At 49.7% G+C, this 16153-nt stretch carries 12 protein-coding genes; 10 read left to right on the top strand and 2 right to left on the bottom strand.

The features are described 5' to 3' along the window. Window positions 1-20: 20 nt before the first annotated feature. Both AC0L4K_RS07725 and AC0L4K_RS07730 read right to left on the bottom strand, forming a co-directional pair. Complete coding sequence (locus tag AC0L4K_RS07725) at window positions 21-1619, bottom strand: inorganic phosphate transporter (protein ID WP_417227971.1); 1599 nt, start codon at window positions 1617-1619, stop codon at window positions 21-23. Between the two features lie 226 nt (window positions 1620-1845). Continuing rightward, window positions 1846-2805, bottom strand: a complete 960-nt coding sequence (locus AC0L4K_RS07730) for an AraC family transcriptional regulator (RefSeq protein ID WP_417228004.1) — start codon at window positions 2803-2805, stop codon at window positions 1846-1848. Window positions 2806-2969: 164 nt separating this feature from the next. Between AC0L4K_RS07730 and AC0L4K_RS07735 the strand changes: the two genes are divergently transcribed. From AC0L4K_RS07735 to AC0L4K_RS07780, 10 genes are all read left to right on the top strand, one after another. Continuing rightward, window positions 2970-4463, top strand: a complete 1494-nt coding sequence (locus AC0L4K_RS07735) for a CoA-acylating methylmalonate-semialdehyde dehydrogenase (protein ID WP_473268849.1) — start codon at window positions 2970-2972, stop codon at window positions 4461-4463. A 161-nt stretch (window positions 4464-4624) separates the two neighbouring features. Further along, a complete protein-coding gene (locus tag AC0L4K_RS07740) occupies window positions 4625-5782 on the top strand; it encodes an acyl-CoA dehydrogenase family protein (protein WP_417227973.1) in 1158 nt (385 codons plus the stop codon). 87 nt (window positions 5783-5869) lie between these two features. After that, entirely contained in the window at window positions 5870-6646 is a 777-nt protein-coding gene (locus AC0L4K_RS07745) for an enoyl-CoA hydratase (protein WP_417227974.1), read from the top strand. Between the two features lie 22 nt (window positions 6647-6668). Next, window positions 6669-7766: an enoyl-CoA hydratase/isomerase family protein gene (locus AC0L4K_RS07750; protein WP_473268850.1), complete on the top strand. Its 1098-nt coding sequence runs from the start codon at window positions 6669-6671 to the stop codon at window positions 7764-7766. A gap of 180 nt (window positions 7767-7946) precedes the next feature. Next, window positions 7947-8837, top strand: coding sequence for a 3-hydroxyisobutyrate dehydrogenase (gene mmsB / locus AC0L4K_RS07755; RefSeq protein ID WP_473268851.1), 891 nt, complete (start codon window positions 7947-7949; stop codon window positions 8835-8837). 77 nt (window positions 8838-8914) lie between these two features. After that, on the top strand, window positions 8915-10801 hold the full coding sequence (locus tag AC0L4K_RS07760; RefSeq protein WP_473268852.1) for an AMP-binding protein: 1887 nt from the start codon (window positions 8915-8917) through the stop codon (window positions 10799-10801). A 298-nt stretch (window positions 10802-11099) separates the two neighbouring features. After that, window positions 11100-11849, top strand: a complete 750-nt coding sequence (locus tag AC0L4K_RS07765; protein ID WP_473268853.1) for an electron transfer flavoprotein subunit beta/FixA family protein — start codon at window positions 11100-11102, stop codon at window positions 11847-11849. Then, window positions 11849-12778 (top strand): electron transfer flavoprotein subunit alpha/FixB family protein, encoded by a 930-nt coding sequence (locus AC0L4K_RS07770; protein ID WP_473268854.1) that lies wholly within the window; start codon window positions 11849-11851, stop codon window positions 12776-12778. Before AC0L4K_RS07765 ends, AC0L4K_RS07770 begins: the two co-directional genes overlap by 1 nt. A 267-nt stretch (window positions 12779-13045) precedes the next feature. Next, window positions 13046-14239: an enoyl-ACP reductase FabV gene (gene fabV / locus AC0L4K_RS07775; RefSeq protein WP_417227980.1), complete on the top strand. Its 1194-nt coding sequence runs from the start codon at window positions 13046-13048 to the stop codon at window positions 14237-14239. A gap of 162 nt (window positions 14240-14401) precedes the next feature. Further along, complete coding sequence (locus AC0L4K_RS07780; RefSeq protein ID WP_417227981.1) at window positions 14402-16069, top strand: methyl-accepting chemotaxis protein; 1668 nt, start codon at window positions 14402-14404, stop codon at window positions 16067-16069. Window positions 16070-16153 lie beyond the last annotated feature (84 nt).

Genomic DNA, 16153 nt, shown 5'->3' on the forward strand with positions numbered 1-16153 from the left:
GTTATAAAGGGTTAGCTCGCTTAAAAAGCGATCATCAACAGATAGAACGTGATGGCCGACATAAGTGCGGCGGCGGGAAGGGTGATCACCCAAGCCATGCCGATAGGCTTCATCAGTGACCAGTTAGCATTGCTGTTGACCATGCCGACACCAAGCACGGCGCCGATGAGGATATGGGTGCTCGAAACCGGCAAGCCCATGACCGAGGCGAGCATCACTACACCCGCTGCCGATAATTCGGCCGCAAAGCCGGATGCAGGATGCATCTTCGTGAGGTTGTGGCCGACGGTTTGAATCACCTCTTTACCAATAAACCAAAGCCCTACGATGAGGGCGATACCAAAGGTCAGCATAGCGACAGTTGGTACGGCTGCTTGGGAGCCCATTTCACCGGTACGTAGTACGTCCAGAATGGCAGCAAAGGGGCCGATCGCATTGGCGATATCGTTGGCGCCGTGGCTGAAGGCAAAACCGGAGGCGGTAAATACCTGCATCCAACTGAACATCAAAAAGGTCGATTTATCGAGGTCTTTGCCTTTCAGTGTTTTGGCAAATATCGCCATCACCAACCAGACCGCTGCACCAATCATGCCGATAATCAGGTAGTTATCTAGGCTACTTAAACCCAGTTGCATATGCTTTAACCCTTTGAACAGCAGCATGCCGGCAATCAGCATACTACCTAGGGCGGCAAAGATCGGCACATAGGTTTCTAAAGCATGGGTGGCGTTAAGCTCACTTTTCTTTTGTTCGATCTTATGCAGTTCTTTATAGTAATCTGACTCCAGCTCTTCGGGGTCAAAATCACCATCGCGCACGGTGTGCGCATCCCGCGCCATCGCCGAGGTGTAGGCGATTTTTTGCAGTTCAGCTAAATGCTCAAACGCTTTTTTGTGCTGCACCTTATGTTGTTTCTTTTCCTGCTTAATGGTCACCAACTCTTCAGCGGTGGCTTCGTTATAGCGCAGTACATATTTCTTAATTTGATAGAACAGGGTGTAAGACACCAGTCCACCGAGTACCGGTGAGAGTACCCATGAAACCGCAATGGTGCCGATTTTATCCCACTTAATCAGGGCGAGTGCGGTATCAGGGCCATCGACAAAAAAACCTAAGGCGATGGAGCTGCCAACAATGCCACCGATAATGGAGTGGGTGGTGGAAACCGGCCAGCCCCGTTTTGTGGCGATTAATAACCACAAGGCGGCCGCAAGTAAGGCCGCCATCATGATATAGACGAACTGCATGGGATCGACATTGATGGTGGATAGGTCAACGATCCCTTTACGAATCGTCTTCGTCACCTCGCCGCCGGCGATAACCGCACCGCTGACCTCAAAAATGGCAGCCACTAACAGTGCTTGTTTAATCGTCAGAGTGCCAGCGCCTACGCTGGTGCCGAAGGAGTTGGCGACATCATTGCCGCCGATATTGAAGGCCATGAAGACCCCGAAGGCGGTAGCCAGCATAAAGATCATGACATGGTTGTGTTGGGTGTAATCCAGCCCCCATGCTAAAAAGTAGCCAATCATGGCGATAAAACCGATGGCGAAAAATAGGCTTAACTTACTATCGCCTGACATGGGTGATCGAGCGGGATACGTCGTGGATGTTGCCATTTGAGTCTCCTGAAACGTCTTGCAGGCAAGATTAAGGTGGGTCAAGCGCTTAGGCTTGAACCATCCCGAGAGGTTGAAAGTGCTTCAGGAGGTATGCGAACGATCCCAAAGTGCTTATCAAAGAGCTCAATAAGTTAAGGCGAATGGGTTGCAGTTTAGTGACAGTATTTTGTTTTTTTCGTTGTGCATCAGCCCTGATGAGCGCTGGGCATAGCATGGGATGCTGTTAGTTTTCTTGTTTAAAACTCTTATAGGACCAAGCACCGACTTGTAGTTTTCGATATTGGGTTGGCGAGATGCCCATCACTTTCTTAAAGATACGGGAAAAATAGTAGGCATCTTCATAGCCCACCATAAAGGCCACTTCGGCAATGGTGCGGGTGCTGATATCCAGCAGGTGGCAAGCCCGTTGGGTTTTGAGCTGGATAAAGTGATTGATCGGTGTAGTGCCGGTGGCATCTTTATAGCGTTTGATAAAGTGAAATTTCGATAGATTGACGCTGTTCGCCAAAGTATCGATATCCAGTTGTTCATGGATATGCGCCTGCATCAGGCTGTGGATTTTTTCTAGGTCGAAGCTATCGGCGTCTTGGCTGCGCACCAGTGGTTGCAGTAGCGCGATATGGGTGAGAATCTGCCGCAATTGGTTGGCGGCATTAATAAAGGCATTTAGGTGATAGCTGCTATGGCGGGCTTCAAGTAGCGCCTCGAATTCACCCACTAGATTGCTGTGCAGCCCCAGATGAACCACCGGTTTGTGGCTGGGAATCTCTAGGTGAGCGATAAAATCATCGGCCAGCCCGCCTTCAAAATGGCACCAGTAGATCGTCCAAGGAAAGTTAGGGCTGGAGGCATATTGGTGTGCAGCGCCGCGTGGAAGAACCACTAAATCACCGCTATTTACCGCAATATTCTTCTGGTTTACACGGATTTTACCTTTACCTTCAAGGCAGTATATCAATAAGTGGTCATCATGTTTTAGGCGTTCCATGCGGTGCCCAACCGCGTGTTTATAGTAGCCGGCCCCTAACGGGTAAAGATCCCTGGAAAGCCTATTATCACTGAGTTTTTGGATAATTTTATGGGGCAAAACAAAGCGAATGCTCTGGGGGGGCAGGGGCCAGTTTGATGGGGTGCTCACAGTGGCTACTCGACTAAGGTATAAAGGGTTAATTAGGGTATTCATGTATTCAATAGCAATATAGTCCATTAATATAGCAACATTATCAATCATGTGCAGCCGCAAGCTATGCTTTAATGTGACCCCATACACACAGCGTGATCCGGTTTTTAACGGGGTCTGCCAACAACAATAATCAGAACGTTACAATAAATACGAAGGTGCAAAACATGACGCAACAAGTTCCTTTACTGATCAACGGTGAGCTGGTTCAGAGCCGCAGTGATAACTGGATTCCGGTGACTAACCCTGCCACTCAAGAAGTGATTGCACAGGTGCCTTGCGCAACCGCTGATGAAGTAGAGCTGGCCGTCGAGAGCGCGAAAGCCGCGTTTGAAACATGGAAAGAGATGCCGGTTGGCGAACGTGCTCGCTTGATGCTGCGTTATCAGGCATTGCTAAAAGAAAACCATGATGAGATTGCTGAGCTGCTATCTCAAGAAACCGGCAAAACCTTTGATGATGCTAAGGGCGATGTATGGCGCGGTATCGAAGTGGTTGAACATGCGGCCAATATCGCTTCCCTGAGCATGGGTGAAACGGTTGAAAACGTTGCCCGTAAAATCGATTGCTACAGCATTACTCAGCCTCTGGGTGTGTGTGTCGGTATTACCCCATTTAACTTCCCCGCGATGATTCCGCTGTGGATGTTCCCAATGGCGATCGCTTGCGGTAACACCTTTGTATTGAAACCTTCTGAGCAGGATCCACTGACGCCGATGCGTCTGGCGGCACTGTTTCAAGAAGCCGGCGCACCTGCAGGTTTGCTGCAAGTTGTGCATGGCGCGAAAGATGTCGTTGATCAGCTGTTAACGCATAAAGATACCCCAGCGATCTCCTTTGTGGGTTCGGTTGCGGTCGGTGAGCATATCTATCGTACCGGTACTGACCATATGAAACGGGTACAGGCGTTTGCCGGTGCTAAAAACCACATGGTCATTATGCCGGATGCGGCTAAGAATCAGGTTGTTAACAGTATTGCCGGTGCTTCTGTTGGTGCGGCAGGTCAGCGCTGTATGGCGATCTCGGTAGCCGTGTTTGTCGGTAAATCCCGTGAGTGGATTCCTGAAGTACGTGATGCACTGGCTAAAGTACGCCCAGGTGCATGGAACGATCCAGAAGCCGGTTATGGTCCGCAGATCAATCCGCAGGCTAAAGCGAAGGTACTTAACTTTATTCAAGAGGGTAAAGATGCCGGTGCTGATTGTATCCTTGATGGTTCTGAATGTGTGGTCGAAGGTTATCCTGATGGTAACTGGATTGGGCCAACCATGTTCCGCAACGTCACCCGCGATATGTCGATCTATCAAGAAGAGATCTTCGGACCGGTTCTGATTACCCTCGAAGTGGATACGATTGAAGAAGCGATTCAGCTGATCAATGAAAACCCATACGGTAACGGTACCTCTATCTTCACCTCTTCGGGTGCCGCGGCGCGTAAGTATCAGCATGAGATCAAGGTCGGTCAGGTCGGTATCAACGTGCCTGTACCCGTGCCTCTGCCAATGTTCTCTTTCACCGGTTGGAGAAAGTCGTTCTACGGCGATCAGCATGCTTATGGTAAGCAGGCGGTTAAGTTCTACACCGAAACTAAGACAGTGACTGCCCGCTGGTTTGAGGATGATATTGATAATGGTGTGAACACCACGATCACCCTTAAGTAACGCCAATCATTTAGCGTCTGATAATCAGGCGCTTACGATTGATTATGCCTGCTAAGTCGGACGCGAGTCTGCTTGGCGGGCTTCGTCAGTAGACGCACAATGAAAAAGATTCAGCTGTTATAAAAATAAGAATCTACCTGTTTGTTAAGTACGGAGTATCTATGGATTTTGAACTGAACGAAGAGCAGATAGCGTTTGCCGATATGGCCCGCGCGTTCGCTCAGAATGAGCTGGCCCCGAATGCCGGTGAATGGGATCTGCACCAAACGTTTCCTGTCGAGGTATTAAAAGCGGCAGGTGAGCTGGGATTCTGCGGTTTGTACTCCCATGAGGATGTCGGAGGCTTAGGGCTGAGCCGGTTAGACGCCAGTATTATCTTTGAACAGCTCGCAATGGGCTGCACTTCAACCACGGCTTTTATCACCATTCACAATATGGCTACCTGGATGATCTCTGAATTTGGCGCTGAGTCTGTGCGTCAGCAGTGGTGTCCTGAATTGACCGCCGGTGAGAAGTTAGCCTCTTACTGTTTGACCGAGCCGAATGCCGGTTCCGATGCGGGGGCGCTGAAAACCACCGCTCGTCGTGATGGCGATGACTACCTACTCAATGGTAGCAAAATCTTTATTTCAGGTGCCGGTGCGACTGACTGCTTGGTGGTGATGGCGCGTACCGGTCAAGATGGCCCGAAAGGTATCTCCGCTTTTGCCGTAGATGCGAAACTACCCGGCATTACCTATGGCCGTAAAGAGGAAAAAATGGGTTGGAACAGCCAGCCGACCCGCATGATTACCTTTGAAGATGTGCGGGTTCCTGCCTCGGCAATCCTAGGTCAGGAAGGGGATGGCTTTAAGATCGCCATGCGCGGTCTTGATGGTGGACGTATTAATATCGCCACCTGTTCGGTTGGCACCGCCCAGCAAGCATTAAATAATGCCACCGAGTATATGCACGAACGCAAACAGTTCGGCCAAAGTTTGGCTAACTTTCAAGCACTACAGTTTAAATTAGCCACCGCTGCCACCGAGTTAGTGGCTGCCCGTCAAATGGTGCGTATGGCGGCCTCCCGCTTAGACAATAATCATCCGGATAAAACCACTTACTGTGCCATGGCTAAACGCTTTGCCACCGATGTCGGTTTCAGCGTGGCCGATGAAGCGCTGCAAATTTTTGGCGGCAATGGTTATATCAAAGAGTATCCAATGGAGCGCTTCCTGAGAGATAACCGGGTACACCGGATTCTGGAAGGCACCAACGAAATTATGAATGTTATTATTGCCCGTCGACTGTTACTGGAAAATGCTGCTGAACTGCTATAACGGCGGCATGAACGGATAAGCATAAACCGCTTAGATAAATATAAAAGGTGTGACAAGCACCCGCTAAGACTGCAAAGGAAGATCAATATGACTGACAAGCTGATCGTTGAGAAACGGGGCAATATTGCCCTGCTGACCATGAACAACCCGCCAGCCAACACCTGGACTGAAGAGAGCCTAAAAGGGCTGAAGGCGTTAGTTGAAGAGCTGAATGCTGATCGTACAATCTATAGCCTGGTGATTACCGGCCAAGGCGAAAAGTTTTTCTCCGCCGGTGCTGACTTGAACCTATTTGCCGATGGTGATCGTAGCGTCGCCCGGGATATGGCGCGTTATTTTGGTGAAGCATTTGAGGCCTTGAGTCAGTTCCGCGGTGTCTCTATCGCGGCGATTAATGGTTTTGCCATGGGGGGCGGTTTGGAAGTGGCGTTGGCCTGCGATATTCGCATCGCGGAAGAACAGTCGCAGATGGCCTTGCCAGAAGCGAAGGTCGGCTTGTTGCCCTGCGCGGGTGGGACACAGAATTTGACCATGCTGGTGGGTGAAGGTTGGACGAAACGCATGATCCTCTGCGGTGAGCGTATCAAAGCCGCCAAAGCGCAGGAGATTGGTTTAGTGGAAGAGGTTGTTCCCCAGGGGCAAGCACTAGAGAAAGCGCTTGAACTCGCTGCCAATGTTGCACAGCAGAGTCCGACCTCGGTAGCTTCTTGTAAGCAGCTGATTCAGAATAATCGTACCCATCACTGGGATGCGGGTTATATTCTGGAACGTGAACTGTTTGTTGATCTGTTCTTTACCGAAGATCAAAAAGAGGGTGTAAACGCCTTTCTTGGTAAGCGTGCCCCCGAATGGAAAAACCGCTAAGCGGTATACAGGAGATAAAAATATGAGCTGTGTACTGTTTAATGAATATCCGACCCAAGATGGCAAAAAGATTGTTGAGATTCAGCTAAATGCTGAACGTACCCTCAATGCCCTAACACTCGAGATGATCGATCTGATTCAACCGAAGCTCGATAGCTGGAAAGACGATGATTCTGTTGTTGCCGTTCTATTCGATAGCGCAGGTGAGAAAGCCTTTTGCGCCGGCGGCGATGTGGTCAATCTATACAAATCGATGACCGGCGATGCCGATCCTGATTTCCCTACCGATTTCTTCACCCGAGAATATATCCTCGATTACAGCATCCATACCTACCCTAAGCCAATTATCTGTTGGGGCCACGGTATCGTCATGGGCGGCGGTATGGGCCTGATGAACGGTTGTAGCCATCGGGTTGTAACCGAGCGTACTCATATGGCGATGCCAGAGGTGACGATTGGGCTTTATCCGGACGTCGGTGGTAGCTGGTTTTTGAATCATATGCCGGGCCGTACGGGGCTGTTCTTGGGGCTGACCGGTAATCCGATGAATGCTGCTGATGCGCTGTTCTTAGGACTGGCGGATCGATTTATTGCCTCAGATCGCCGCGCTGATTTGGTTGAAAAGCTGCAATCTGAACAGTGGGACGGTTGCGCCTATAGTGCGACTAATCGGGTGTTACGGCAACTAGAAACCGAGTCTCAAGACGCCTTTAGTTCTGACTCGCCGGTACAGAATCATTACCGCTTTATTCAACAGGTCACCGATACCGATTCGTTATCCGACTTGGTCGAGGGACTGATGGCTGTTGAAAGCGACGATAAATGGATCTCACGGGCGAAAAAAGCGATCAGTCATGGTAGCCCATTGGCGGTTCACCTGATTAAGAAACAGCTTGAAGTGACTCAGCATATGTCTCTTAAAGAGGTGTTTGAGAGCGAACTGGTGCTGTCAGTACAGAGCTGTAAACACCGTGAGTTCCCGGAAGGTGTGCGGGCGTTGTTGGTTGATAAAGACGGCGCACCTCAATGGACCTACAAAACGGTACAAGAGGTTGATCCGGCGTTTGTCGATCAGTTCTTTGTCGCGCCTTGGGCGGTTAACCCTTTGGCGACGCTGTAAGCTTAAATCACAGCGTGCAGGTTCCGGTTTAAAACGATTTATAACAATTTTTTGCAATCCAAGGACATCGATAAGCCCGGCTGAAGTGCGCCACTGTTACGACAACCAACGAGCGTTGTCGAGCGGCGAGTTCAGTCAGCGCCGGTTGAGGTCCAGAATAAATATAAGAGGCAAAGTGATATGGCTACGATAGGATTTATCGGACTGGGCAACATGGGGGGCCCAATGGCAATTAACCTGCTGAAAGCAGGACATGACGTTAACGCGTTTGATCTATCACAGGCAGCGCTAGATACCGTTGCGGCCGAGGGCGGGCATGCCGTAGCATCGGCAGTTGAAGCGGCGACCGGCGCTGATTTTATTGTTTCTATGTTACCGGCCGGTGTACATGTTAAAGGGGTTTATCAAACCGGTGATGCACCGTTGTTTGATGTGATCTCCAAAGATGCGCTGATCATTGATTCTTCAACCATTGATGCAGCGACGGCTCAAAGTGTATCGGCCGCAGCCAATGAGCGTGGTTTGAGCTTTATCGATGCACCGGTATCCGGTGGCGTTGGTGGTGCCGTAGCGGGAACGCTGGCCTTTATGGTGGGTGCGACAGAGGCACAGTTTGCCAAGGCAAAACCTATCTTAGACTGCATGGGTAAAAACATCTTCCATGCGGGTCAAAGCGGTGCCGGTCAGATAGCCAAAGCCTGTAATAACATGATGTTGTCGATTCTGATGGCGGGCACCAGTGAAGCGCTGAATATGGGCATGAAAAATGGCCTAGACCCCGCTGTGTTATCTGAAATTATGAAGCAAAGCTCTGGTAATAACTGGGCGCTGCAAGTGTATAACCCAGTGCCGGGTGTGATGGCGGGTGTACCTTCCTCCAATGACTATAAAGGTGGTTTCCAAGTCGACCTGATGTTTAAAGATCTTGGTTTGGCAATGGAGCTGAGTCAGCAGAGTAATTCACCGGTGCCAATGGGTTCCGCCGCCCGTTCTTTGTTTAGCCTGCACAAATCAAAAGGCAATGGCGGTCTCGATTTCTCGAGCGTCATTAAGCTGTATCAAGACAGTTAATTAGCGCTGATCATCTAGCACCGCTGCCGGTTTCATCGCCGGCAGACTCCCCCTATAAAAACAATCCGGAGTCGGTAATGGGATATAACGAAGAATATCTGGCTGCGCAACAGAATCCAGAAGCCTACTGGGCTGAACAAGCAAAGCGTATTAAATGGTTTAAAGCGCCGGAAACGATTCTGAGCAAAACCGAAAATGGCACCTTTAGTTGGTATGCTGATGGCGAAATGAACAGCTGCTATCTCGCACTGGATCAACACCTCGAAACTCGAGGCGATCAGGTTGCCCTGTATTACGATTCACCCGCCACCAACAGCAAACAACAGATTACCTATAAACAGTTGCACACCAAAGTGGCTCGCTTCGCGGGCGGCTTAAAAAGGCTGGGCGTTGGCAAAGGGGATACGGTTGTTATCTATATGCCAATGATTCCCGAAGCCGCCGTAGCGATGTTGGCTTGTGCTCGCTTGGGCGCGATTCATTCGGTTGTTTTTGGTGGCTTCGCGGCTAATGAAATGGCTATTCGTATTGATGATGCCAAGCCGAAGGTCATCTTGACCGCTTCCTGCGGTATCGAATTTGATAAGACCATTGCTTATAAGCCGCTGGTCGATAAAGCGATTGAGCTGGCTACCCATAAGCCGGAACATACCATTGTTTGTCAGCGACCGATGATGATGGCTGAGATGGATGCCGAGCGGGATCTGGATTGGTATGACTGCCAGCATGGCGCAGAGCCTGCCGATTGTGTGTCCGTTAAAGGCAGTGATCCGCTGTACATTCTTTACACCTCTGGCACCACCGGCGCGCCCAAAGGGATTGTGCGAGATAACGGCGGCCATGCCGTTGCGTTGAACTACGCACTGCATAATGTCTATGGTATGAACCCCGGTGATGTGTGGTGGGGTGCATCCGATATTGGTTGGGTTGTGGGCCACTCCTTTATCGTCTATGGGCCGCTGATGGGGGGCTGCAGTGCGATCTTCTTCGAAGGTAAGCCGATTAGAACCCCTGATGCGGGCACCTTCTGGCGTGTGATTGATGAATATAAAGTCAATTCGATGTTCTGTGCGCCCACGGCGTTTAGAGCAATACGCAAAGAAGACCCTGAAGGGGGGCTGGCGAAGAAATATGATCTATCCAGCCTGAATTGGGTGTTCGTCGCCGGTGAAAAACTCGATTCGTCCACCTATCAATGGCTCGATACTTTGCTTCAAGTGCCGGTGATCGATCACTGGTGGCAAACGGAAACCGGTTGGCCAATGACCTCGCCGATGATGGGCTGGGATAATCCATCTGAAGCGCGCTTGGGTTCCACCAATAAAGCGATTCCGGGTTATGATATCCGCGTTGTCGATGGCGAAGGGCAGCCGGTTGAAGCGAATGAAACCGGTAATATTGTCGTTACTCTGCCGATGCCGCCGGGTGTCGCTTGGGATATCTGGAATCAACCTCAGCGGTTTACCGACTCCTACCTGACTGCTTTCCCCGGGTATTACCACACCGGAGATGGTGGCTTTATCGATGACGATGGCTATGTCTACATTACTGGCCGCACCGACGATGTGATCAATGTTTCCGGGCATCGTCTTTCAACCGGCGAGATGGAAGAGGTGGTTTCCTCCCATCCGGCGGTCGCTGAATGTGCAGTCATCGGTGCCAATGATGCTATGAAAGGGCAGGTGCCAGTGGGACTTATCGTGTTAAAAGCGGGCGAAGAGGTGGATGAAGCTCAGCTCGAAGCCGAGTTGGTGCAGATGGTGCGTGATCAAGTCGGAGCGCTGGCGTGCTTCCGTCGTGCCATTATCGTGCAGCGTTTACCGAAGACCCGTTCCGGTAAAATTTTGCGGGCGATTTTGCGTAAAATTGCTGCCAATGATGAATATAAAATGCCGTCGACTATCGATGACGAAAGTATTTTGGCGGAAATAACCGAACTCATGGATCGTGCAGGTATGCGCTGATAGCCGGCTGCGGTGATGGCTGAAGCTGCGAGTTGTTTGCCTGTCATTAATCTATATGGCATTGGTGACGGGCAGCCGCAGTTTAAGTGGGCGATCATCGAATAACCGACTAAAGTGGGTGTAGGCTTTAGCACGGTATCCTAAGAGTGCCTTGTCATTGCTGACTCCCCTGATCGGGTTGTTGCGTAATAGCCTTTGGGCTGTAGAATGGGCGAGAATCCAAGTGTATGTTTTCGTTGGATATAAGCATTAACACCGATCCACTTATTGATAATATAAAAGCAAAGGCGGTAGACAGATGAAAGTGCTGGTAACTGTCAAACGAGTTATCGACTACAACGTAAAAGTACGTGTTAAGTCTGATAGCAGTGACGTTGATCTGAATAATGTAAAAATGGCGATGAATCCGTTCTGTGAAATCGCCGTCGAAGAAGCTGTACGCCTGAAAGAGGCTGGGGTGGCATCTGAAGTCGTCGTCGTCTCGTTGGGGCCGCAGGCCGCTCAGGAACAAATTAGAACCGCGTTGGCACTGGGGGCTGACCGGGGCATACTGATTCAGTCCGATGAAAATTTGGAATCTTTAACCGTGGCTAAGTTACTCGCCAAAGTGGTTGAAGAAGAACAGCCAGGGCTGGTGATTATGGGTAAGCAGGCTATCGATACCGATAATAACCAGACCGGTCAGATGTTGGCTGCGTTGACCAATATGCCGCAGGGGACTTTCGCCTCTGAAGTTAAAGTGGCAGGAGATAAGGTCCAGGTTATCCGTGAGGTTGATGGTGGCCTGCAAACTGTTGAGCTGGCGATGCCGGCCATTGTGACCACCGATCTTCGCTTGAATGAACCGCGTTATGCGTCATTGCCGAATATCATGAAAGCGAAGCGCAAACCATTGGACGCTAAAACACCGGCCGATTTAGGTGTTGAGGTTAAAGCCCATACGCAACTGTTGAAAGTGGCCCCGCCAGCTGATCGTCAAGCCGGTATTAAGGTGACCTCGGTTGAGGAGTTGGTGGATAAACTGAAGAATGAAGCGAAGGTGATCTGATGGCTATTTTGATTATTGCAGAACACGATAACCAATCTCTTAAAGGCGCAACTTTAAACGCCGTTACCGCGGCCGCTGAAATTTCAACGGATATCCATGTGTTAGTCGCCGGTGGTGGCTGTCAGGCTGCGGCCAATGAAGCTGCCGCTGTTGCCGGTGTCGCCAAGGTGTTGTTGGCAGATAACGCAGCCTATGAACATCAACTAGCCGAAAACGTGAGTTTGTTGGTAGCCGAGTTGGGTGCGGGCTATAGCCATATTATCGCTCCATCTACGACGGGCGGTAAAAACCTGATGCCTCGGGTGGCCGCCTTGCTTGATGTCGTGCAGCTATCGGATGTTATTGCGATAGAGAGTGAAGATACCTTTGCCCGTCCTATCTATGCGGGCAACGCGATTGCGACGGTTAAATCTCTTGATGCAATCAAGGTCATTACCGTGCGTACTACTGGGTTTGATGCGGCAGCCGCTGAAGGCGGAAGTGCTCCGGTCGAGGCTGTTGCGGCGGTCCATGATGCCGGCATCTCAAGCTTTATCGGTGAAACGATGGCCAAGAGCGATCGCCCTGAGTTGACCGCTGCAAGTGTCATCGTCTCCGGTGGTCGAGGCATGGGCAATGGCGATAACTTTGCATTGCTTGAGTCAGTGGCTGATAAGCTCGGAGCCGCGGTTGGCGCATCTCGTGCAGCGGTGGATGCGGGTTTTGTACCTAACGATATGCAGGTTGGTCAGACCGGTAAAATTGTCGCCCCGGATCTCTATATTGCGGTGGGTATCTCCGGTGCGATTCAGCATTTGGCGGGTATGAAAGACTCTAAAGTGATTGTTGCGATCAATAAAGATGAAGAGGCTCCTATCTTCTCCGTGGCCGATTATGGCTTGGTCGCTGATCTGTTTGAAGCAGTGCCTGAGTTGGACGCTAAGCTATAGACATCGTCTTAGATGAGGGTGGAAAATGGCTCGTGGGATGATATATCCGCACTGATTACAGTTTAAAACCCGATAAAAGCTCGCTTTTTTCACTAAAAGTGGGCTTTTTTTATGTCCGTTTGTTCGGCTTTAACTGTATTAGAGGGCTAAAATCGGTTATCTTAACCGGCTGTTTCAGATGCCGATTTAAACAACGATTTCAAAACATCTCGTCCGGATGCGATGACTGCATCCACCAGAGAGAATGACAAGTAAAGTGGATCCATAATGATTATCAAACCGAAGATTCGTGGCTTTATCTGTACCACAACCCATCCAGTAGGGTGTGAACGTAATATTCAGGAGCAGATCGATTACACCAAGGCGCAGGGACCGATCGAAAATGGCCCTAAGCGTGTGTTGGTGATCGGTTCGTCTAGCGGTTACGGTATGTCGTCACGTATCTCCGCAGCATTTGGTTGTGGTGCCGCGACCATCGGTGTGTTTTTTGAAAAGCCAGCGACGGAAAGAAAGACGGGTACAGCCGGTTGGTACAATGCTGCCGCCTTTGATAAGAAAGCCCATGAAGCGGGTCTGTATGCGAAAAGCCTGAATGGCGATGCGTTCTCCAATGAAGCGAAACAAAAAACCATTGATCTGATTAAAGAAGATTTAGGTCAGATTGATCTGGTGGTTTACTCCCTCGCATCTCCGGTCCGTAAGATGCCGGATACCGGTGAAGTCATTCGTTCATGCTTAAAGCCTATCGGTGAAACGTATCGTTCAACGGCGATTGATACCAATAAAGATATTATTATCGAAGCGGAAGTTGAACCTGCAACCGAGCAGGAGATCGCCGATACAGTCACCGTGATGGGCGGTCAAGATTGGGAGTTGTGGGTCAATATGCTGGATGAGGCCGGTGTTCTGGCCGAAGGCTGTAAGTCGGTTGCTTATAGCTATATTGGTACTGATATCACTTGGCCGATTTACTGGGATGGTGCACTGGGTCAGGCGAAGAAAGATGTTGATCGTGCGGCGGGCGAGTTAAATACTAAGTTGGCTGCCAAAGGTGGTAGTGCGAATGTTGCAGTATTGAAATCAGTCGTTACTCAGGCCAGTTCAGCCATTCCGGTGATGCCGTTATATCTTTCGATGGTATTCAAGATCATGCGCGCCGAAGGTGTTCATGAGGGCTGTATGGAGCAGGTGTTCCGTTTATTCAGCACTGGTATTGCGGGCAATACTGGCAAGGTGGATGACGATAACCGACTGCGCATGGATGACTGGGAACTGCGCGACGATATTCAGCAAAAATGTAGCGAGTTATGGCCGCAAGTCACCAGCGAGAACCTCTTTGAATTGACTGATTATCAACTCTATAAAGATGAATTTTTGAAACTCTTTGGTTTCGGTCTTGATGATGTCGACTATGATGAAGATGTCAGCCCGCTGGTTGAGTTTGATGTGATTGATATTTAATCTCGCAGACAGTGCGAAAAAGCGGCGCAGGCCGCTTTTTTTGTACCCCCAATTTACCCACGTGCATTTTGAATGCACCCCTCGAAATGGGGACTTTTAGTTTGAAAAAAGAGTGGGTTGTGTATGTAATGAATAGTAACCAACCATAAGAGACTCAGCATAATGGCCCTATCCATCAGTAAGCGCCTCACCATCATGAGCGCTGCCCCGGTTATTTTGTTATCCATCACCCTATTTATGCTGACATTTTTTGAGAGTGAGCAACTACGTCAACATCAGCTAGAACTGACACAAGAAAAATTTCTTGAGACCAAGCGTGAGCAACTTAAATTTATGAATGAGATGGCCTACAGTGCTATTAGTCATATATATGAAGCGGGCGGATCGCTAGAAGAGGCGTTGCCAACCTTACGAAATTTAAAGTTTGGTGATAACGGTTACTTTTTTGGCTATACCAGTAACGGCGATCGGGTGTTTCTGGGTAGTGTCGATAAAGGTATCGGCAAAAACTTTTGGGATCTACAGGATGCGAATGGCGTCTACCTGATTCGCGAGCTGGTTAAGGCGGGCAAAAATGGTGGCGGTATTGTTAGTTATCATTTCCCTAAACCTAATCAGAAAATCGCCGAAGAGAAGCTTTCTTATGCTCTCTATCTAGAACGCTGGGATTTAATGATTGGTGCAGGCTTCTATCTGGATGATGTTCACGCTGTTATCAATGAGATGAAGCAGGGGTCCGCTGACAGTCAATCTATGCTGTTAATTTATTTCGGTATTATCAGTGCGGTGTTGTTGATCTTGGCGATTATCTTTAGTTCGCTGGTTAAGCGATCCGTGATGATGCCACTACAGCGTCTTTCTGGATCAATGAAAGAGTTGGTGTCCGGTGATGCTGACCTTAGTGCCCGGTTGCAGGTAGATGGTGACCACGAGCTTGGAGAGTTGGCGCAAAACTTCAATAGTTTCCTCGAAACGTTACAAAATATGATCAGTGATCTGGTGAAGTTGTCGGCCACTGTAACCCAACGAGCGGCCTCTATCAGTGATCGTATTCATGCCGTTGGTGAGCAGCAGGCTAAATTGCAGGTGCATATTGAGCATTCAGCATCGGCGATGTCTGAGATGTCTGCCACTGCGGCTGATATTGCGCACAATACGGCTGAGACAGCGACCTCAACCAATGAGTCACGGGATAATATTGGTCGGGCTGGGGCGAGTGTTACCGAGCTGACCTCAGCGGTGAAAGTATTGGCGGAAGATGTCTCCGGATCGAACAAAGCGATCTCAACACTGGAGAATAATGTTCAAGATATTATCTCGGTGGTCAGTGTGATTCAGGAAATTGCAGAGCAGACTAACCTGTTAGCCCTGAATGCCGCGATTGAAGCGGCCCGTGCCGGTGAGCAGGGGCGTGGTTTCGCGGTGGTTGCCGATGAAGTACGTACCCTGGCAACGCGGACTCAGACCAGCACACTGCAAGTACATGAGAGTATTGAACAGCTGAAAAAAGCGTCCGGGGAAGCCGTACGCAGTATGCAGCATAGTTTTCAGCAGACCGATTTGGCGGTTCATCAGTCCGAGAAGGGCATGTGTGAACTGAATAAGGTGGTCGAACATATGAATCAGATTCAGGATATGTCGGTCGTGATCGCCACGGCAGCAGAAGAGCAGAGCCAAGTGTGCGATAACCTCAATCAAACGGTCACCGAGATCGCTGGTTTTTCTGAGAACTCATCTATTATTGCTGGTGAAAATAAAGTGGAAGTTAAGAAGTTGGCCGACGATGCAGCTAAGCTGCAAAGCTTAGTGGGCAGGTTTAAGATTTCTTAACCCTCTGAGGGGTGAAAAAGGGCTGCGGCCCTTTTTTTGTGCCTACTGCTTCAGGGCTGTTTGGTCTGTCTGGTCTGTCTATCG

The organism is Amphritea sp. GJ51-11 (assembly GCF_055808735.1).